Source organism: Romboutsia ilealis (genome assembly GCF_900015215.1).
In the GTDB taxonomy this organism is placed as follows: domain Bacteria; phylum Bacillota; class Clostridia; order Peptostreptococcales; family Peptostreptococcaceae; genus Romboutsia; species Romboutsia ilealis.
In genome coordinates, this window is the sequence record NZ_LN555523.1 from 980,087 (window position 1) to 1,001,949 (window position 21,863).

Annotated in this window: 21 protein-coding genes; 17 read left to right on the top strand and 4 right to left on the bottom strand. The window is 25.6% G+C overall.

Annotated features, from left to right (window positions below):
* Positions 1-57 precede the first annotated feature (57 nt).
* The 6 genes from CRIB_RS04635 (at position 58) to truA (ending at position 5,993) form a co-directional block, all read left to right on the top strand.
* Entirely contained in the window at positions 58-993 is a 936-nt protein-coding gene (locus CRIB_RS04635; RefSeq protein ID WP_180703366.1) for a hypothetical protein, read from the top strand.
* 83 nt (positions 994-1,076) lie between these two features.
* Positions 1,077-1,688, top strand: a complete 612-nt coding sequence (locus CRIB_RS04640; protein ID WP_180703367.1) for an HD domain-containing protein — start codon at positions 1,077-1,079, stop codon at positions 1,686-1,688.
* A gap of 19 nt (positions 1,689-1,707) precedes the next feature.
* Positions 1,708-3,075, top strand: a complete 1,368-nt coding sequence (locus CRIB_RS04645) for a hypothetical protein (protein WP_180703368.1) — start codon at positions 1,708-1,710, stop codon at positions 3,073-3,075.
* 21 nt (positions 3,076-3,096) lie between these two features.
* The gene (gene walR / locus CRIB_RS04650; protein WP_180703369.1) at positions 3,097-3,795 is read left to right on the top strand and encodes a cell wall metabolism DNA-binding response regulator WalR; all 699 of its coding nucleotides are present in this window, start codon (positions 3,097-3,099) and stop codon (positions 3,793-3,795) included.
* On the top strand, positions 3,795-5,231 hold the full coding sequence (locus tag CRIB_RS04655) for a sensor histidine kinase (protein ID WP_180703370.1): 1,437 nt from the start codon (positions 3,795-3,797) through the stop codon (positions 5,229-5,231). The genes walR and CRIB_RS04655 overlap by 1 nt, the downstream gene beginning before the upstream one ends.
* A 24-nt stretch (positions 5,232-5,255) precedes the next feature.
* Positions 5,256-5,993, top strand: coding sequence for a tRNA pseudouridine(38-40) synthase TruA (truA, locus tag CRIB_RS04660; protein ID WP_180703371.1), 738 nt, complete (start codon positions 5,256-5,258; stop codon positions 5,991-5,993).
* 28 nt (positions 5,994-6,021) lie between these two features.
* On the opposite strand, the gene CRIB_RS04665 is transcribed toward truA, so the two are convergent.
* Positions 6,022-6,402 carry a DUF4363 family protein gene (locus CRIB_RS04665; protein ID WP_180703372.1) on the bottom strand — a complete coding sequence of 127 codons (381 nt, stop codon included), beginning with the start codon at positions 6,400-6,402 and terminating at the stop codon, positions 6,022-6,024.
* 16 nt (positions 6,403-6,418) lie between these two features.
* Complete coding sequence (locus CRIB_RS04670; RefSeq protein WP_180703373.1) at positions 6,419-7,075, bottom strand: DUF421 domain-containing protein; 657 nt, start codon at positions 7,073-7,075, stop codon at positions 6,419-6,421.
* Between the two features lie 139 nt (positions 7,076-7,214).
* On the opposite strand from CRIB_RS04670, the gene miaB reads away from it, so the two are divergent.
* Entirely contained in the window at positions 7,215-8,648 is a 1,434-nt protein-coding gene (gene miaB, locus CRIB_RS04675) for a tRNA (N6-isopentenyl adenosine(37)-C2)-methylthiotransferase MiaB (RefSeq protein WP_180703374.1), read from the top strand.
* 148 nt (positions 8,649-8,796) lie between these two features.
* Here miaB and CRIB_RS04680 read toward each other — a convergent pair whose 3' ends face one another.
* Entirely contained in the window at positions 8,797-9,408 is a 612-nt protein-coding gene (locus CRIB_RS04680) for an NUDIX hydrolase (RefSeq protein ID WP_180703375.1), read from the bottom strand.
* 144 nt (positions 9,409-9,552) lie between these two features.
* On the opposite strand from CRIB_RS04680, the gene CRIB_RS04685 reads away from it, so the two are divergent.
* From CRIB_RS04685 to CRIB_RS04730, 10 genes are all read left to right on the top strand, one after another.
* Positions 9,553-10,584, top strand: coding sequence for a hypothetical protein (locus CRIB_RS04685; protein WP_180703376.1), 1,032 nt, complete (start codon positions 9,553-9,555; stop codon positions 10,582-10,584).
* A 211-nt stretch (positions 10,585-10,795) separates the two neighbouring features.
* A complete protein-coding gene (locus CRIB_RS04690; protein ID WP_180703377.1) occupies positions 10,796-11,299 on the top strand; it encodes a GNAT family N-acetyltransferase in 504 nt (167 codons plus the stop codon).
* 145 nt (positions 11,300-11,444) lie between these two features.
* Entirely contained in the window at positions 11,445-14,300 is a 2,856-nt protein-coding gene (mutS, locus tag CRIB_RS04695; RefSeq protein WP_180703378.1) for a DNA mismatch repair protein MutS, read from the top strand.
* A 77-nt stretch (positions 14,301-14,377) separates the two neighbouring features.
* Entirely contained in the window at positions 14,378-16,489 is a 2,112-nt protein-coding gene (gene mutL / locus CRIB_RS04700; RefSeq protein ID WP_180703379.1) for a DNA mismatch repair endonuclease MutL, read from the top strand.
* 16 nt (positions 16,490-16,505) lie between these two features.
* Positions 16,506-17,438, top strand: coding sequence for a tRNA (adenosine(37)-N6)-dimethylallyltransferase MiaA (gene miaA, locus CRIB_RS04705; protein ID WP_180703380.1), 933 nt, complete (start codon positions 16,506-16,508; stop codon positions 17,436-17,438).
* 72 nt (positions 17,439-17,510) lie between these two features.
* Positions 17,511-17,771 (top strand): RNA chaperone Hfq, encoded by a 261-nt coding sequence (gene hfq / locus CRIB_RS04710; RefSeq protein WP_180703381.1) that lies wholly within the window; start codon positions 17,511-17,513, stop codon positions 17,769-17,771.
* 528 nt (positions 17,772-18,299) lie between these two features.
* Positions 18,300-19,016 carry a rhodanese-like domain-containing protein gene (locus CRIB_RS04715; RefSeq protein ID WP_180703382.1) on the top strand — a complete coding sequence of 239 codons (717 nt, stop codon included), beginning with the start codon at positions 18,300-18,302 and terminating at the stop codon, positions 19,014-19,016.
* A gap of 188 nt (positions 19,017-19,204) precedes the next feature.
* Positions 19,205-19,798: a TVP38/TMEM64 family protein gene (locus CRIB_RS04720; RefSeq protein ID WP_180703383.1), complete on the top strand. Its 594-nt coding sequence runs from the start codon at positions 19,205-19,207 to the stop codon at positions 19,796-19,798.
* Between the two features lie 282 nt (positions 19,799-20,080).
* On the top strand, positions 20,081-20,914 hold the full coding sequence (locus CRIB_RS04725) for an AIM24 family protein (RefSeq protein ID WP_180703384.1): 834 nt from the start codon (positions 20,081-20,083) through the stop codon (positions 20,912-20,914).
* Positions 20,915-21,049: 135 nt separating this feature from the next.
* A complete protein-coding gene (locus CRIB_RS04730) occupies positions 21,050-21,265 on the top strand; it encodes an ABC transporter substrate-binding protein (protein WP_243633594.1) in 216 nt (71 codons plus the stop codon).
* Positions 21,266-21,473: 208 nt separating this feature from the next.
* Here the strand turns inward: CRIB_RS04730 and CRIB_RS04735 are convergent, their stop codons facing one another.
* Positions 21,474-21,779, bottom strand: coding sequence for a DUF1540 domain-containing protein (locus CRIB_RS04735; RefSeq protein WP_180703385.1), 306 nt, complete (start codon positions 21,777-21,779; stop codon positions 21,474-21,476).
* Between the last annotated feature and the right edge of the window lie 84 nt (positions 21,780-21,863).

Here is a 21,863-nt window from a genome sequence, read left to right on the forward strand (position 1 = left end):
AATTTCCCCCTTAAGATAATATATATAACATAAAGAATATTTTAAGGGGGTGTAATTATGTTAAGATTAAGTGGTAGAAGTCATAATAGAAATATGAAAAATAAGCACTCAAAAAAATTAGAAAAAAATACACAGGAAAAATCAAAATATGAAGAAGATTACAATGAGATAATATTAAATGATTTAGTTCCAGAGGAAAATAAGCAAGATTTTGGATTAGATAATGAATCTAATCAAAAAAAACAAGGTGGACTTAAATTAAATTTTGCTTTAGGTGGTAAAAAGCGACCTAATAAAAAGCAACATCATAATCAACATCAAAATCAAGAAACTTCAGATGTATTAGAAAATGTTCAGACAAATAAACAACAATCACAAGAAGATATTGGAGAAACTAATAAGTCTAAAAAGGCACCTAGACCTAAAAAAAGACCTAATCATAAAAAGCCGTCAAATAATGATCAAGAAGTTCAAAATAGTAAAAATTTAGAGAATAATAAATCTCAAAGTAAAAATGAACATAATAATAAAGAACAACATGGACATAATAAAGCTAGTCAAAGTGAAGAAAATCAAGGTAAATCTGGTTATGGAAAACAAGCTCATCATAAAAATGGATTAGGGAAAAATAGTAAAAAAACACATAGTAAATTGAAAAAATCTCAAAATAATGATAAGGAATCTACAAATGATTTACAAGAAAAAACTAAAAATTCAAATCAGAAGGTAATAAATCCTAAGAAAAGAAAAAGACAACATATTCATAAAGAAGAGTTAGAAGAGGAAGTAAGAATCTTAGAAGAAGTAGAACCTGAACTTAAAATAGAAGATAAAGAAGAAGATAGCCAAGATATAATCTCATTTAGAGGAGAAGAAAGTATGGAAGAAAATAATAGCCAAGAAGAATCTCAACAAAAAGCTTCAGAGATAAAAGAAGTACCAAGTAGATTTGAAAATATTGTTTGGTCAGAGGATAAATTTCCTAAAAAATAATAATAAATATATTTAAATAGTGTTAAAATATAAAAAGCTTAGTATTTATACTAAGCTTATTTTATATTTTAAAGGGTGATTTTATGAACAATAAAGAGTTATTTATAAAAATAAATGAAATTTTATTACAAAATTTGAAACCATCTGAGGAGTTAGAACGTTTGATAACAGAGGGATATTTAGATAAAGAGCCATTTAATAAAATAAAAAAGCTAAATAATATAGAACAAAATCCCAAATACCATCCAGAAGGAAGTGTTTTAAAACATGTATTTTTAGTAGTAGATCTAGCAAGTAAATATAAAAAATACTCTAATGATGAAAAAGTATTTATGTGGGCAGCACTTTTACACGATATAGGAAAGCTAACTACTACAAGAGTTAGAAAAAATAGAATAACTTCATATAATCATGATATTGAAGGTGAAGAGATAGCGATGGATATTTTAAATGAACTAACTGATGACGATTTTAAACAAAAAGTATCTAAGTTAGTAAGATGGCATATGCAACCATTATTTTACGATAAAAATCTTCCTTTTTTTCAACCACAAGATATGATAAATGATGTAGAATATAAAGAGGTAGCATTACTATCTTTATGCGATAGGCTTGGAAGAGGTAATTTAGATGAAGATAGAATAAAAGATGAAAAAGAAAGGATAGAAAATTTCAAAGCGTATTTTGAAAAATAACTAAATAGGGAGGTTTTGGATGAAGTTATTTAAGTTAACTGCTTTATCAACTTTGTTAATGATTACATTAAGTGGATGTAGCTTAAACTCTGAATCACCAGAACAACTTATAAAGGAAAAACCAGTTTACAGTGAAGAAAATTTAAATTTATATAGACAAATAGAGAATCTTTTACCGTCTCTAAATTCTTCGCTACTACTTCCACGAAACGCAAGTGAAGTTGCAAAAATAAATGAGGTTGACCTAGATAAAGATGGAGAAAAAGAGTTAGTAGTATTTGAAAAAAAAGAAGATGTAAATGCAAATAAAACTGAAGTAGGATTTATGGTACTTAAAAAGGATAAAAATGGAGAGTATCAAGAAGGAGGTAACATATTAGAAGGAGGAGAAACTATAGAATATGCGAATTTTTATGATTTGGATAAAGATAAGCATTTAGAAATAATTCTTCTTATAAAAAAACAAGATAAAACTAATATGTACATATATAAATTTAAAGATAATGAGTTAAATAAAGTGGCTACTTTAAATCCATATTGGATAAACGATAGATACAATCTTACTGATATGAAAATTAAGGTAGAGTATATTGATAATGATGATATTTTAGATATTTTGGTTTTAAACTATAATCCTAAAATAAATAAAGTTTATTCAAGCTTATTAAATTTTGATGGTAAAATTAAATTATTAGATTGTATAGAGCATGAAAATGTTAAAAACCTTAATAATTTATATATAACATATGGACAAGTCGATACTAATAAAAATGGAATTGTATTAGATATTCCAAATCTTAAAGAAAATAATTATATAACTCAAATTTTATATACTAAGGATAAAAAATTAAAAAAGGTATTTGAAGATGATGATAAAAATTTAATGAAACCATATTATATACCAGTTGAAGATATAAATAAAGACAAAGTTCTTGAAATACCAATAGTAGGGGGAAGTAGTAGTATATATACACTACAATCTTCATCTACAGTGAGTTGGTATAGATGGAATGGAAAGAATAATGAAGATGCTAGATTAGTATTTAATAGTAGAATATATTATAATTATAAATGCAATTTTAAATTAGAGATACCAAATAACTTAATAAATAAAATATATAGTGAACAAGAGTATCAAGGTGAAAATATTTTATTTAAGTTCTACTATAATGATTTAGTAGAAAATGAACCTAAAAATATTTTTACTATAGTTGTATCTCCTAAATCTGCTGTAGATGAAGGAAAAAGTATAACTAATAAATCATCTGTAATACTTACAGAAAGTTATGATAATACCTATATATTACAAAAAAATAATGAAGAATTATTAGATAAGTTTAATATAACTACAGAAGCATTAATGGAATATTTTTCATTAATCTATTAATATTTATTTGGGAGGATTTGTATGAAGGAAAAAATATTAATATTAGAAGATGAAATAGGAATAAGAAGTTTTGTAAGTATAAATTTAAAAAGAGAAGGATATGAGGTAATAGAAGCTGGATGTGGTCAAGAAGCTATAGATAAGATAAAAAATGAAAAAAATATATCTTTAGCGCTTTTAGATGTAATGTTACCAGATATGAGTGGAATAGAAGTTTGTAAATATATAAGACAAAATTTTGATCAAGTTGGGATTATAATGCTTACTGCTAAAGCACAAGAGGAAGATAAAATAGAAGGATTTATATCTGGTGCTGATGATTATATGGTAAAGCCATTTAGTATAAAGGAGCTATTATTTAGAATAAGCGCGTTACTTAGAAGAATTAAAAAAGATGATACTATAAACACTAATGAAATAACATCACCACCTTTTATTCTTAACTTAGATAAAAGAAAGCTATTTAAAGATGGTAAAGAAATAGAACTTACACCAACAGAGTTTTCGATAGTCAAATATTTAATTACTAATGCGAAAAAATCTTTAAGTAGAGATCAAATACTTGAAGAAGTTTGGGGAAGTAACTATCTTTATGATTTTAAAATAGTGGATGTAAATATAAGAAGAATAAGAAATAAAATTGAGGATGACCCATCAAAACCTAAATATATACAAACTGTTTGGGGATATGGATATTGTTTTAGAAAGGAAGAACAATAGTGCTACAATTTGAAGGGCTAAGGAAAAAAGTAATTAAAAATTATTTTATAATAATTATAATAACTGTTACTTTATTTGAAGGTTTATTTATATCTTATGTTCAGAATTATTATTATGATTCGGTAAGACAAAGTTTAAAAAGTCAAGTTGAGTATACCAATTCTGTATATAACACAAGTGTAAATAATATAGAAAATACTACTTTTGATGAAAAAATAAGTAATATACTAGATAAACAAAGAATCTGGGGAAGTTCAAAGTATGCAACTCAGGTAATAAACAAGGATAAGTATATTATAATTGATCAGTATGGAATAAAAAAACATGAGAAAATAGAAGCTGAAGATGTAGATAAGGCATTAAAGGGTGTAAAGGATTTATATCCTATAACTCATAAGATAGAATCTACTAATGAACATGTAATGAGCATAGCTGTACCTATAAAGATAAATAATGTAATAGAAGGTGCGATAAGATATACGGTATCGTTAACAGCTATAGATGTTACTATATTTAAGTTGGCACTTGGATTAATACTTGCAGGGATATTTATATTAATAATAGCTATATCTTTAAGTCTAAGGTTTGCAGAAACCATAATTCAGCCACTTATAGAGTTAAAAGAATTTGCAAATGAGTTAGCACATGGTAACTTTAGTATAAAGTTAAAAGACACTAGTATATCAGATGATGAGATAGGAGATTTAGCGAAGACATTTATGTATATGGCTTCTGAAATAGACAAAAGTGAAAAATTAAAAGAAGAGTTTATATCATCAATATCTCATGAACTTAGAACTCCTCTTACATCAATAAAGGGATGGAGTGAAACATTAGGATATGAAGGTATAACAAGAGATGAACTTGATTTAGGTCTTGGAATAATCCAAGATGAAACAGAGAGACTTATAAAACTAGTTGAAGAGTTACTTGATTTTTCAAGACTAGCATCTGATAGGATAAAGTTAAAAATAGATACAGTAGATATAAAAAGGCTAGCAATAGGAGTTGTGAATCAGCTTAAGGTAAAATCGAGCGAAAAAGATATAAGCTTAAGTGCAGAGTTTGAAAATGAAAATATTGATTTAATTCAAGGTGATAAAGACAGACTTAGACAGGTTTTAATAAATTTAATTCAAAACTCTATAAAATTTACTGATGAAGGTGGATTTATAAATGTTATAGTATCTCAAGATGAAGAGTACACAACTATGAAGGTAGTAGATAACGGAGCTGGTATAGAAAACGAAAATTTAGAAAAAGTCTTAGATAAATTCTTCCAAGAAGATTACAATGAAGCAGGTAGCGGTTTAGGACTTGCTATAAGTAATGAAATAGTAAAACTTCATGGAGGTAAGATGATACTTAACAGTAAAAAAGGAGTAGGAACTTCTATAACTGTAAAAATAAAAAACACACTTATAAAATCTATATAAGCTAAAAATAGAAAGAGGAATAATATGAGAAACATAAAGATAACTATAAAATATGATGGCTCAAGGTATAAAGGGTTTCAAAGGCTAAAAGACAATGATATGACAATACAAGGTAAGATAGAGGATGTCTTAAGCAAAATGGCTAATGAAAACATAGAAATAATTGGATCTGGAAGAACAGATATGGGGGTTCATGCATATGGACAAGTTGCTAATTTTAAAACAACTTCTAATTTATCTGTAGACAAAATGAAAACATATTTATATGAGTATTTACCAGAAGATATAGTAATAACTAACATAGAAGAAGTAGATGAAAGATTCCATAGTAGGTATAATGCAAAATCAAAAGTATACTTATATAAAATATACAATAATAAATTCCATGATCCATTTTTAAGAAAGTATACTACTCATATACATAAGAAATTAGACATAGAATTAATGAAAGAGGCAAGTAAATATTTTATAGGCGAACATGATTTTACTAGTTTTGCATCATCTAAATCTAAGAAAAAATCAAATGTAAGAATTATACATTCTATAAATATAACAGAAAATGATGGTTTAGTAGAAATATACTTTGAAGGTAATGGATTTTTATATAATATGGTAAGAATAATGACAGGTGCTTTAATAGATGTAGGACATAAAAAAATAGCACCTGAAGATATTAAAATAATGCTTGAAGAAAAAGATAGGACTAAAGCTGCAGATACTGCTTCGGCTAAAGGATTATATTTATATAAAGTAAGTTATTAAAAAATAGGCTTTTAAAGCCTATTTTTTATTAGAATATATGGTTTAAATCACATTTTTCTGACTCTAAAATATTGTTTAAATGCATTTTTATAGTTTCAATTTGTTCTAATGCAGCTAATTTATCGTTGTATTTAATGCTTTGTTCAAGTATATTAAGTGATAAACATATATCATCAAAGTACTCATGGTCTACTATTTTATACCAAATTTCTTTTTCTTTATGCCATGATTTTGACCAATCTTTTATATCAATAGCAACTTTATCAAGTTTATCATCTTCAATATTTTTTTGAATAAGTTCAATTTCATGTTTAAATTTATTAGTAAAATCATATATTTTGTTTTCAGAATAAATACCTAAAGACACAAATAATAAAGTCCATATTAAAACTGCAATAACTTGTTTCATATTATGCTCACCTCATTTAGTCCTTTTTTCTTTGTATAAGAACTTCATCATTTTCATCAACTATACAAATTAAAACATCTTTAATCCTTTTTATATGATTAGATTTTAAAATTTTTAAAATCCATCTATCATCTTTGTTTATCTCATTAAGATTATCTTTTATAACTTTACCGTCTATTATAACTGGAAGAGGTAAATGTTTAAAATCATTTGTTTTATTAGGATCATAAGATGTGGATGGAACAATACTTAAATCTCCGTCAGTTTCAAGTATTGCATATTGAACTTCTTTAAGATTAAAGTATCCTTGAGAACGTAATTCTTCCAGAAGCTCTTCAATAGTTATACGTTCTTTTTTTAATTGTCTATAATTTAATTTATTTTTACTTATAAGGACAGCAGGACTACCAGATAAAATTTTACTAACAGTTCTACTTTTTAAAGTTATATAAGAAATCAAAACTTCTATAAATACAAGCCCTGTAATTGAAGAAATTCCATAGATTATAGGAATAGCGTTATTTTGCATAGGAATAGCTGCAACTTCCGCAATAAGTAGTGTTATTACTAAGTCAAAAGCATTCATTTCAGCTATTTCACCTTTTCCCATAACCCTTAAAGCTATTAAAACTGCTATATACAGTATTATACTTCTAATTAAAACAACAAGCACTTTATCACCTCTAAAAAACAGTATATAAATTAGTATATCCAAATCAAAAAGTTAGATACTCAAATATAAAATGATGTCTTTAAAATAATGGTATAATTTGATATAATATGACTTACTTAGTAGTAAGGAGGTTACGATTATGAGTAAAAGAAAACAAGTACAAGTTCCTATAGAAAAAATACAAGAACAAGATAGATTTATAGAAGCAATAGCTGAAAAAAATTCAAGATTTTATGCAATACATCAAACAAAGCCAAAGTATATGATACAAACTTTTGGATGCCAAATGAATGAACATGACTCAGAAAAGTTATGTGCAATGCTTGATGATATGGGTTATCAAAGAACTATGCTTGCTGCCGAATGTGATCTTATAATATATAATACTTGTGCAGTAAGAGAAAATGCAGAACTTAAGGTTTATGGAAACTTAGGTCAATTAAAGTTTAATAAACGTAAAAATCCAGATTTAAAAATAGCTGTTTGTGGATGTATGATGCAGCAACCTCATGTTGTTAAAGAACTAAAGTCTAAATATAATCATGTTGATTTAGTATTTGGAACACACAACCTTTATAAATTCCCAGAATTATTAGCATCATCAATGGAATCAGAGGGTATGTTAGTAGATGTTTGGGATGTTGATGGAGAAGTAGTAGAAGGTCTTAGAAGTAGTAGAAAATTTGAACTTAAAGCCTTTGTAAATATAATGTATGGATGTAATAACTTCTGTACTTATTGTATAGTACCTTACACTAGAGGTAGAGAAAGAAGTAGAAGTGTTGAAGATATAGTTAATGAAATAAAAGAATTAGTTGCGAATGGAACTAAGGAAGTAACATTACTTGGTCAAAATGTAGATTCATATGGAAAGACTTTAGATAATCCTGTAACATTTGCTGAGCTTCTAAGAATAGTAAATGAAATAGAAGGTTTAGAGAGAATAAGATTTATGACATCTCATCCTAAAGATATATCTGATGAAGTTATATATGCTATAAGAGATTGTGATAAAGTATGTGAATTTATACACTTACCAGTACAATGTGGAAGTACAAGCTTACTTAAGAAGATGAATAGACACTATAGTAAAGAATACTATCTAGAGATAGTAGAAAAAGCTAAGAAAGAAATTCCTGATATAGCATTTTCAACTGACCTTATGATAGGATTCCCTGGTGAAACTGAGGAAGATCTACTAGATACTATAGATGTAGTTAGAAAAGTAAAATATGATGCAGCATTTACGTTTATATACTCAAAGAGAGAAGGAACTCCAGCTGCAAAGATGGAAAATCAAATACCAGAAGATGTAAAACATGAAAGATTTAATAGAGTATTAGCTGCAGTAAATGAAGAAATAGCTAAAATAAATGAAAGCTACCAAGATAAAGTTGTAGAAGTTTTAGTTGAAGGAAAGAGTAAAACTGATGATAATGTATTAACAGGTAGAACTAGACAAAATAAACTAGTAAACTTTACTGGTGGAAGTGAAGATATAGTTGGGAAATTAGTTAATGTAAAAATAACATCACCAAAAACATTCTCATTACAAGGAGAATTAGTTAAGTAATTAAAAAACGTGCCTTAGATATTTAAGGCACATTTTTTTAATTATTAGAATTTTATAACATATCAAAAACTGCTGATAACTTGTGTATGACATATCGTTGGCGAAATAAAGTACTTCGCCGACACCTCGCTCGAGCGAAGCAAATTTTTTATATTTCTAAAAACTCTAGGAAATTTTCTAGTATTTTAGCGGTTATACCCCATATCACATAATTTTCATATTTATAAAATAAAACTCTATAATTACTAGTAGCAAATTTATAATCCTTTTTATTAGGGATAATATCATAAGGAAAATTATCATTTGGAATAATTTTGACTTTATTATTATAAAGGCAAGGGTTATGTTCTAATAAGTAAGATACTGGAACTAAAAAAATATGATCTACTTCATCTTTATTTATATTAAGGCTATCTATATTATTTATATATCCAACAAAAGGATGAATTATCATATTACCAGGTGTTATAAGTAAATCTAGTTCAGAGATAATATTTACGTTTTTTACATTTGTTCCAAGCTCTTCACAAGTTTCTCTTATAACTGCATCAAGAGGACTTTCATTAATTTCTATTTTTCCTCCAGGAAAAGATATTTCATTAGGTTGGTTTTTTAAATTTTTAGACCTTACCTGAAACAATATATAATGTGTATCATTTTTCTTTACTATAGGTATTAAAACTGAAGCTCTTTTCATATTTTTATATCCATTTATATAAGGTTTATAATTTTTAAATTTATGCTTTAAATCTTCTATCATATAACTACTCCTTTAATTATTAAAGTACAGTATTATATTATATACAATTATAAATCAAAATAATACAAATAATACGATTATTATAGATTATTTCTTACCTCATATGTATAATATAAATTAGTTATATAGTAAGGAGAGACATAAATGAGATTATATACAAAGGAAGATGACATATATATAAATATACCAAGTAATATGATAAATAATATCGATGAAGATAATATTTTATTAAAAGAATATATAAGAATTTATAAGAATGTAGAGAAGCTTAAAGAATATATAACTAAATATTTATTTGAAAAAGATAGCTCAATAACTCAAAAGAATATTGGAGATTTATTACTTAATATAAAATCTGAAGAAAATTTAGATAAATTTATAAATTATATAGATGTAGATATACATTCTTTAGAAAAAAAGTTTAAAAACTTAAACATACACTTAGGTGTAAATATAGATGAGATAAATTTAGCAAAAGAAGAAATTAAAAATGAATATGTAAATAGATCTTATAATGAAGACTTTATAGTTAGTAAAGAATATATAAATGAGATAATAAATTGTATAAAAGATGAAAATATGTATTCATTAAGACAAAAATCTAGATATGGAAGTTTAAACATAGAAGGAAAACTAAAATACCTAGAGGATATAGAAGATTTCAATGAAGATGAAAAGGGTGGAATATATAGTCCTATACTTGTTATATATAGACCGGCTAAGTATTTAAGAGGAAGTTATATATTAGAAGATACTTATTATGTATACATAAAAAGACAACCACTAAATGCGCTTATTAATCAAGAAAAGCTTAATGAAAAAGGTATTGATGGTATGGGAAGTATTATATATAAAAAGCTAAAACATGACCTTACAAATGAAAATTTACAGGAAATCTTAGCTGAAATATATATATATGCAAATAAAAATAATTTAAATTTTGAAAATATAAAATTAACGGATATAAGTTCTAATAGATTATGGCTTACAAGTGAAAGACTTAAAAAAGAATTTAAAGAACTTAGATATTATCACAAAAATTTAACACAGAAAATAAAGGATATATATGATTCTACAGGAGCGTATTATACTCAAATAGGTGGGAAATATATATTTAACACAAGAGATTTTGCACATTGTTACAAAACATATAAGTCAAAAGATATAAATGGATAAATTTATTTGAAATTTTATAAAATACCTTATATAGATTTATACAGTAGAGTTCTATATAAGGTATTTTTATATGTTAAGGTAGTAAAATAAAATATATTATAAAATATTTTTAAGATAATAATTATTTTGAATAAATAAGTTTTGTTTATATAATATTATTACTTTTAAACTTAAAAAATAAAAATATATAGATAACTTAGGAGGTATTAAAATGATTAGAAAAGCCAAGTTTAGTGATATAGATACTATAATGTCTATAATAAATGAAACTGTAGAAGAAATGAAATCATACGGAAATACTCAATGGGATAATAATTATCCTAATAATAAAACCTTTATAAATGATATAAAAAATGATAGCTTGTATGTATATGAAGAGGATAATTATATAAAAGGCTTTGTATGTATTGATAATAATGAAGCAGAAGAATACAAAAATTTAAATTGGTCATTATATGAAAAATGTATGGTAACTCATAGAATGGCTATCGATAATAAATTTAGAAATAGTGGTATAGCTAGTAAGTTAATGGATTTTTGTGAAGAATTAGCATTAAAAAATGGAGTAAGATATCTTAAAGCTGATACTTATTCATTAAATATAAAAATGAACTCTTTTTTCAAAAAGCGAGGATATAAATTTATTGGTAAAGTTTTCTTTACAGGAAAAGAAAAGCCATTTTATGTTTATGAAAAAATATTAAAAGAAAAGTAAAATTAAAACTTAACTATTAAAGTATAAGTAATCTGGGTATTAAAAATACTTAGATTATTTTTTTATCCAAACTTAATAATACTTAGGAGTTATGGTATAATAATTAACTAGAAAATACAATCACTAAGACTTAAGGAGGGTGAGTATGAACATAGATAGAAATAAACTTACTCCAATGATGAAACAATACTTTGAAGTTAAAGATAGATACCCTGACTGTATATTATTCTTTAGACTTGGAGACTTTTATGAAATGTTTTTTGAAGACGCTATAATAGCTTCAAAAACACTTGAAATAGCATTAACAGGAAAATCATGTGGCCTAGAAGAAAGAGCTCCTATGTGTGGGATACCATTTCATAGTGCCAATTCATATATATCAAAATTAGTAGAAGCAGGATACAAAGTTGCAATAGGTGAACAGTTAGATGATCCACAAACAACTAAAGGAATAGTAAGAAGAGATGTTATAAGAGTTGTAACTCCAGGTACTGTACTTGAAGGAAGCTTACTTGAAAATAAGAAAAATAACTATCTTTTATCGCTATATATAAAAGAAGATTTATGTGGATTAACTTATGTTGATATAAGTACGGGAGAAGTAAATGCAACATATTTATCTACTGATAAAATAGTAGAAGAAATTGCTAAAGTTCATCCAACGGAAATAATAATAAATGACTTAAACTTTATTCCTAAATTACAAAATATAGCTACAATAAGTAATATATATATAAATGAAAGCTTTGATGAAAAATATTTAGATGAAAGTATTCTTAATGAGTACTTTAGTGATGAATATTTAAGTAATATAAAATTTGATGATAAAGATTTAATAAAATATAGTTTATCTATACTATTAAACTATATATTTAATACTCAAAAGCAAGTTACATCAAATATAAATAACATAAATATATACAACTCTAGTGAATATATGGTACTTGATATGTTTACAAGAGTTAACCTTGAACTTACAGGGACTATAAGAGGAAATAAGAAAAAAGGATCACTTTTACATGTATTAGATAAAACATCTACTGCTATGGGGGGAAGACTTCTTAGAAAATATGTAGAAGAGCCATTAGTTAATAAAGCTAAAATAGATGAAAGATTAAATGTTATACAAGAAATTAAAGATGATTTTATGCTTCGTGAAGACTTAAATGAAATCTTAAAAAATGTATACGATATAGAAAGAATATGTGGAAAAATTGCCTTTGAAAAAGTAACACCAAAAGAAATGATCCATCTTAAAAATTCTATAGAAAAATTACCAATATTAAAGGATACTATAAATTCATCAAGTGCATCTATGCTTAAAGATTATATAAAATACTTAGATGATTTAAATGATTTGTATAATCTTATTAATGAGTCTATACTTGAAGAACCGTCAATAACTTTAAAAGATGGTAATATAATAAAATCAGACTTTAATGAAGGATTAAAAGAGCTTCGTGACATCTCTAAAAACGGAGCATATATGATAAAAGAAATCGAAAATGAAGAGAGAGAAAAAACTGGTGTTAAATCTCTTAAAATAGGATTTAATAAAGTATTTGGATACTTTATTGAAATAACTAAGGTCAATTTAAATACTGCTAAGATTGATGAATCATATATAAGAAAACAAACACTAAGCAATGCAGAAAGATTTATAACTCCAAAGCTTAAGGAAATAGAAGATAAAATACTAAATGCTGAAGAAAAAATAAAATCTTTAGAGTATGAAATATTTGTAAATATAAGAAATGAAATTTACAAAAATATAGATAGAATACAAAAAGTATCTAAAACTATAGCAAATATAGATGTATTTGTATCATTAGCTACTGTAGCTTATATAAATAATTATGTAAGACCTAATATAAATGAAGATGATAAATTAGATATAAAAAATGGTCGCCATCCAGTAGTTGAAAATATAGTGGGCGAAGAAAACTTCGTTCCAAATGACACTTACCTAAATACAGGTGAAAATATAATAAATATAATAACAGGACCTAACATGGCAGGGAAGTCAACATATATGAGACAAACTGCAGTAATTGCTTTAATGGCACACATTGGTTCATTTGTACCAGCAGAATATGCAAATATACCAATACTTGATAGAATATTTACAAGAGTTGGAGCAAGTGATGATTTATCTCAAGGACAATCAACATTCATGGTTGAGATGAGTGAAGTATCTCATATACTTAAAAATGCTACAGATAAAAGTTTGGTAATACTTGATGAAATCGGAAGAGGGACAAGCACTTATGATGGAATAAGTTTAGCTTGGTCTATAGTTGAATATATTCAAAGTAAAATAAAATGTAAAACTTTATTTGCAACACATTATCATGAATTAACTGACCTTGAAAATGAATTTAGTGAAGTGAAAAACTACTCTATAGCAGTTAAAGAAGATGATGATAATATAATCTTCTTAAGAAAAATAATACCAACTGGAGCGGATAAGAGTTATGGTATATATGTTGCAAAACTTGCAAAGCTTCCAGATGAAGTTATAAATAGATCAAGAGAAATACTAAGTGATTTAGAAAAAAATCATATATATAATAGTGTAGCTATAAATAAAGATAGTGATAAGATTTTTGAAAATATTAACGCTATAGAAATACCATCAAATAATGATACAAAACTATATATTGAGAATATAAAAGAGTTAGAAAAGGAAATATTAACTTTAAAAGAAAATAGCTTTAAAGAAGAATTTGAAAGTTTAAAATTAGAACATGAATCTTTAGTTAAAAGCTATGAAGATATTAAATCTAAAAATGATAAATTAAATATAGAAAATAAAGATTTATCTAAAAAAATTAAAGATAATGAAGCAAATTCACAAATAGCAGTAACTCAAATGAGTTTCGATACTATAGGTGATAACAATTTAAAGGATGAAATATTAAACTTAGACTTGCTTAATATGACTCCACTAGATGCAATAAATGCATTATATTCATTACAAAAGAAAGCTAAAAACAATTAAGAGTTGAAGAACCCTAAAATTAATTTTAAATTAGCGAAATATATTAAGCTAATACGTTAGAAAAGGGGGAGGACAATATGAATAGAATTAATATACTAGATGATTTAACTATAAATAAAATAGCTGCAGGAGAGGTCGTTGAAAGACCTTCTTCTGTAGTTAAAGAATTAATAGAAAATTCTGTAGATGCAGGAAGTACTAAAGTAGTTATAGATATACAAGATGGTGGAAAAAAACTTATTAGAATAACTGATAATGGGTGTGGTATAGCATCTAGTGAAGTTGACAAATCATTTTTAAGACATGCTACAAGCAAGATTAAAAATATTGATGACCTGTATGATTTATATTCTCTTGGATTTAGAGGTGAAGCTTTAGCATCTATTAGTGCTGTATCAAAACTTGAAATGATAACAAAAACAAAAGATGAGCCTATAGGAACTAAAGTTATAGTTGAAGGTGGGCATATAATATCTAAAGAACCCGTAGGTGCACATAATGGTACAACTATTATAATAAAAGATATATTTTTTAATACACCAGCTCGTCAAAAGTTTTTAAAATCAACTCATGCTGAAACTATAAATATAAGTGATTTAATAAATAAACTTGCAATAGGAAATCCACATGTTCAATTTAAATATGTAAATAATAATAAATCTATGCTTACAACACCAGGAGATAATAAATTATTAAGTGTTATAAGAAGTATATATGGGAAAGAAATTTGTGAGAATTTAATAGAGGTAAATTATGAGTGTAAATATTTTAAGATAAGTGGGTATATAGGAAATAACAATATCTATAGATCTAATAAAAATTTACAACACGTATATATAAATAAAAGATTTGTAAAAAGTAAGATAGTTTTAGATGCTATAAGTGAAGCGTATAAAGGTATTATACCTATTAATAAACATTCAATATGTTTTATACAGTTGACTATAAATCCAGCTAATATAGATGTAAATATACATCCAACAAAGCTTGAAGTTAAATTTGAAAATGAAAAGGAAATGTATATTGAACTTAGAGATATACTAAGAAAAACTTTACTCTCAGTATCATTAATAGGAAAGTATGAGACATATGATAAAAAAGATACTACTAAAAATATCTTAGTAAAAGAAAATAACAGTCAAGGTAAAGACATCTATGAAAATAAAGCGTCTTATGATATAAAAGTAATTGAGAAAAATTACGAAAAGCCAATAGATTCATTTATGTCATTTAATGATATTATAAAAAGTGAAAATAACACAGAAAAAGATAAAAAAAATATATATGAGAAAAAATCAACAGCTAATATAAATGAATTAGATAATATAAAAATAATAAAAGAAGATTCTAGTTCTGAATATATAATAGAAGGTAATATTAGCTTAGAAAATTCTTTTTCTATTGAAGATATAGAAAATTTAGATAAAGAAAAAGAATATCAAGAAAGCTTATATAATCAGGATAATGAGTATGAAGAAAATAATTTAAATTATAAGTATAGTAGTGAATATATAAATAAAGATGAATATAGCAGTAAATTTACAAAAGAAATAGGAAAAATAGAGGACAATATTCAAGAACAATTTTTTAAAGATTCTCCATCTAATAAGTTTTCATTAGCAGGATATAATGTTATAGGAACAATATTTGATACCTATATAATATTATCTAAAGGAAATTCAATGTATCTACTTGATCAACATGCAGCACATGAGAAGATACTTTATGAAAGATATATGGATAAGTTCTATAAATCTAGTATAAATATGCAAATGTTACTAGATCCTATAGTACTTGAATTATCTAATATAGATATGTTACATGTTGAAAATAATTTAGATATATTCATGAAATTTGGTTTTGAAATTGAATTATTTGGTAACAATCACATAATGATAAGATGTGTACCAACTATATTCGGTGTTCCTGAATCTGAAAAATTTATACTACAAATAATAGATAATATAGAAGAAATAAAAAATAACTATGAGCTAAAAGGAGAAAAATTTGCATCTATGGCGTGTAGAGCTGCTATAAAAGCAAATGACAGAATTCAAAGTATGGAAATAAAAAGTTTACTTAATGAACTTGAAACTTGTGAAAATCCTTTTACATGTCCTCATGGTAGACCAACAATAGTAGAAATAACGAAAACTGAAATAGAAAAAATGTTCAAACGAATTATGTAGTTTAGAGAGGATTAATATGAAAAAGATTCCAATTATAATACTTACAGGACCAACAGCAGTTGGAAAAACTAACTTATCAATAGACCTTGCAAAAGAACTAAATGCTGAAATTATATCTGCAGATTCTATGCAAATATATAAATATATGGATATAGGTAGTGCTAAGGTAACAGAAGAAGAAACGCAAGGAGTAAAACACTATTTAGTAGATGAAGTAACTCCAGATTATGTATTTTCAGTTTCTGAGTTTCAAAAAAGGGCAGATGATTATATACAAAAAATAAATAAGGATAATAAAAAAGTTCTAGTGACAGGAGGAACTGGACTTTATTTAAATTCATTAATTTATGATATGGATTTTGCAAAATCTGATGCAAATAATGAGCTTCGAGAAAAATTAAGAATAGAACTTGAAGAAAATGGTATAGACTATATGCATAATAAATTAAAAGAATTAGATCCTGAAGCTGCTGATAGAATCCATAAAAATAATACTAAAAGAGTTATAAGGGCTCTTGAAGTTTGTTTAAGTGGAGAAAAAATGAATGATTTTTCTAAGGACTTAAAGTTTAATGAAAAATATAATCCTATAATAATAGTTTTAAATAGAGAAAGAAATCATCTATATGAAAGAATAAATAAGCGTGTAGACATAATGATGGACAATGGTTTAATAGATGAAGTTAAAAACTTACTTAAAATGGGATATACAAAAGATATGATATCTATGCAGGGAATAGGATATAAAGAAATAATAAAATATTTAGACGGTGAGTATACATTAGATGAGGCTATAGACATAATAAAAAGAGACTCAAGAAGGTATGCAAAGCGTCAGTTAACTTGGTTTAGAAGATATGACGATGCTAAGTGGTTTAACTTAGATGAATATAGTGATAGTCAAGTACTTAAAAATGATATAATTATGCATATTGAAAAAATGCTATAAATTATATAAAATATAATAAAAGGAATGGTAAATTTTACTACTTAAATTAAATTATCGGGAGGATATATGCAAATGAAAAATAATACAGCTATAAATTTACAGGATTTATTTTTAAATAATGCTAGAAAAGAAAGAATACCTGTTACAATATATTTAATGAATGGGGTTAAAGTAAATGGACAAGTAAAAGGTTTTGATAGCTATATAATAATGCTAGAAGATGAGAAAAGACAACAAAATATGATATACAAGCATGCAGTATCAACTATACTACCTACTAGACATATAAATATGCAAAATAATAATCAACAAAATAATAATTTTAATAAATAGATAAGGATGTGAATCAAATTGTATTTGATTCACATTTTTTACATATAAGTAAATTATGATATGAAAAATTTTGTGAATAACTTATGAATACAAGTAATTTCAATAATCTTAGAAAAGTAAAAAATGGTATCTTTAGCAACGGATATAACTGAAATGATTCGCCTACAAGTTGTTCAAGTGTATCGGATTTTTTATAATAAGATTTTATATTTATAAAAATATATGTAATATTTATATAATGAAGCTACATAAAAGTATAATAAATTTAAAAATAATATTTTATAGATATATAATAGTAGAAATAAAAGGATATCGTTTAACAGATAAAATAATATATATAGGAAGTTATATAATGAAAGTAAAAAAGAAAACTTTTGAGTGATATAATTCACATATAACATATAGATTATATCTATATGTTATATGTGAATTATATTGAATTTCTATTTAACTTTACTTTTAAAATAAATTTTATATAATATAAAATGTTGAAAAAACGAAAAAAATAAAAGAAATGGAGGGTTAGGTGTGAAATTAACCAAAAAAGCAAAAGCTTTCTTAATGAGTACAATGATAATTGCCACATTAGGCAGTATAGTTGGATGTTCATCAAATAATAGTGATTCAACTTATAATAAAGTAGATTCTGCTAAAACAGAAAAGCTAACGTCAGATAATAAAAAGACATTAGTTATAGATGTAAGAAGTTCAGATGAATATGCTAAGGGTCATTTAGTAGATGCAATAAATATACCATTTGATGATTTTAAAGAAAAAATCAATGAATTAGATGGCTATAAGGATCAAAAGATTATATTAATATGTAATACTGGAAATAAAAGTGGAAAAGGCGCTCAAATTCTAGTAGATAACGGATTTAAGAAAGTATACAATGCAGAAGATGGTATGGATGAATTTGATTATTCTACAGTAACTTACACAAATGTTACAGGAAGTGAATTTGAAAATATGATAGCAAAAAATAAGAATGCTGTTATAATAGATGTAAGAGATGCTAAGGACTATGAAAAAAGCCATATAGAAAACTCAATAAATATACCAATAGATGACTTTGAGTCAAGATTTAATGAATTAGAGGAATACAAGGGTAAAGATATATTAATATATTGCTCAATAGGAAGAAGAAGTGCTAAAGCAGCGGGAATATTAGAAAATAATGGATATACTAATGTTTACAATGCAGTAGATGGTGTAACAGAATATGACTTTAAATTAGTTAAATAATTATATAAAAAAGGTATATAAGATTTTATATGCCTTTTTAAAATACTTTAGAAAAGAGGCGAATTAAAATTAATAATCAAGAAAGAAATAAAGGACTTAATAAATCATTTTGGATTACAATTGGTATTATACTAGCTTTAGTTTTAATATATTTATTTGTTCCAACTATAAATGATATTGTAAATAATATGACATCTTATTTAGTTAAACTTGATATGGAAGGATTAAAAGAATATATATTATCTTTTGGTATTTGGGGACCGGTAGTATCTTTCTTATTAATGATACTTCAATCTGTAGCTGCACCTCTTCCAGCATTTGTAATAACTTTTGCTAATGCTGCTTTATTTGGATGGGTGTATGGTGCAATACTTTCATGGACTAGTGCCATGGCTGGAGCAGCAATATGTTTTTATATAGCTAAATTTTTAGGAAGAAATACAGTTGAGAATTTAACTAGCAAATTTGCATTAGATGAAGTAGATAAGTTTTTTGTAAAGTATGGAAAGCATACAATATTAATAGCAAGACTATTGCCATTTATGTCTTTTGACTTAGTAAGTTATGCGGCAGGATTAACATCAATGAGCTTTGCATCATTTTTTATAGCAACAGGAATAGGACAGCTTCCAGCTACAATAGTGTATTCATATGTTGGAGATATGCTAACTGGTGGGGCTAAGTTAATGATGACTGGGCTACTTACATTATTTGCATTAAGTATATTAATATATGTTATTAAGAAAATATGGGACGAAAAAATAATAAACAATTTAAAATAATAATACAAAATAGTTAAGAGTTGATTTCTATATATAATAGAAGTCAGCTTTTTTTATAAAGATAAAAAACTATATAAAGAACTTACTAAATTTAGATATGTATTTATATTAAATGTAGTTTTTTATACAATTTTCAAATTATAAATAGTAAATGATGAGAGTGAATTATTTGCTTGATTTATTTAATATAATAAAATTTATTGACAAGTATAAATATATTATATATTATTGTTTAATATTAAAATTAAGTATTTATAGACACATAAAATAAGGAGATTGATGATGAATACATTAGATGATAAAATAAGTATAATTGATAGTATATCATATGATGGAGTAGACTTTGAGATAATAGCATATAATAACTTAGAAGGAGCTCAAAATGTAGAAACAGCAATGGGTGTATTCTTTGCAAATCAGGTTGGATTGAAAATGAAGCAAGTAAGAATAAAGTTAAATAATAGTTCTGTAAAAACTGAAGCTGGAGCGCTTTATTATTATAAAGGAAATATACAATCTAAAAGTAATATTGGTGGTGTAGGAGGTCTTTTTAAAAAGGCCGTTTCAGGAAGTATAACAAATGAAAGTGCTATAAAACCTATTTATAGTGGACGTGGAGAGATTCTTTTAGAACCATCATATAAACACTATATAATAATGGAATTAAATAATGAAAGTATAATCGTTGATAAAGGAATGTTTTATTGTTGTTCAGAGGATATAACTGTTAAAGGAGTTATGCAAAAAAATATTTCATCAACATTACTTGGAGGAGAAGGATTATTCCAAATAGAATTAACTGGTTCAGGGGTAGTTGTACTTGAATGTAGTGTACCAAAGTCAGAAATAGTAGAATGTGAAATAAGTAAAGGAGAAGAATTAAAGGTAGATGGAAACTTCGCTATAGCTAGAAGTAAAGGTGTAAACTTTAGCGTTACAAAATCAGATAAAAGTTTATTTGGTTCAGCTATAAATGGTGAAGGATTCTTAAATACCTTTATTGGTGAAGGAAAAGTTTGGATAGCTCCTACTCAACCTATGTATGAAAAAATGAGATATGGCCTTCCAACTAATAATAATTCTATGAATAACCCAACACCTCGTCAAAGAGGATAATATTAAATGCCCTGTAGGATAGATTCTTATTATCTAGACTATAGGGCATTTACACTAAACATTTATATTAGAAAAACCTTCACCTAATGTCTCATAAACGTCAGATATCCTCAAAATGAAGAGTTTGTAACAAAGATTGGAGAAAGCTATGGAACTTCAAAGGATACTACTTTATATAATGGTCCTTTTGTATTAACAAAGTGGAAAACAGAAGATCAATTTACTATGGAAAAAAATCCAAACTATTGGGATCAGAAAGAGGTTAATTTATTAATTATAAACGCTAAAGTTGTAAAAGATGTTCAAGCGGGTGTTAGTTTATTTGAAGCAGGAGAAATAGATATAGTTTAGATTAATTCAGAGTACGTTGATAAATTTAAGGGTTCAAAAGATTTTAAACTATTCTCTAATGCAGCAACAATATTTTTAACTACTAATAAAGATAGAAAATAGATTTTTACAATATTGACAAAAGTAATTTATATTATAAATAAATTTATAATATAAATAAAATATATGATAATAAAAAAGCTGATCCTTAAATAGATCAGCTTTTTTATTATCTAGATACAAAAGTTTCACAACTTGTATTGTGTGCATTTATTTGAACGCTGTCAGCAACGCAATTCTTATCTTCATTGTAAGTGCAATTAACAGCATCACATTTTATTTGTTCAGGTTTAGTACAACTGCAATTAGCACAATTTGTAAAAGAAGTACTATCTTGATCTACGAAAGAAGAGCAGTAAGTACTAGAAGTTGTATTAGCATTATGACCACCTACATTTATACCACCAGCATAACATAATCCCGAGTTATTATGTCCACAATTAGTTGCAGAACAGTTTAAATTTCCATTTGACATTTTATGTACCTCCTATTTACTTATATAATCTATTATTTGATAAATTAAAAAAAATATAATAGGAAGATTTAAGGAAAATTATAG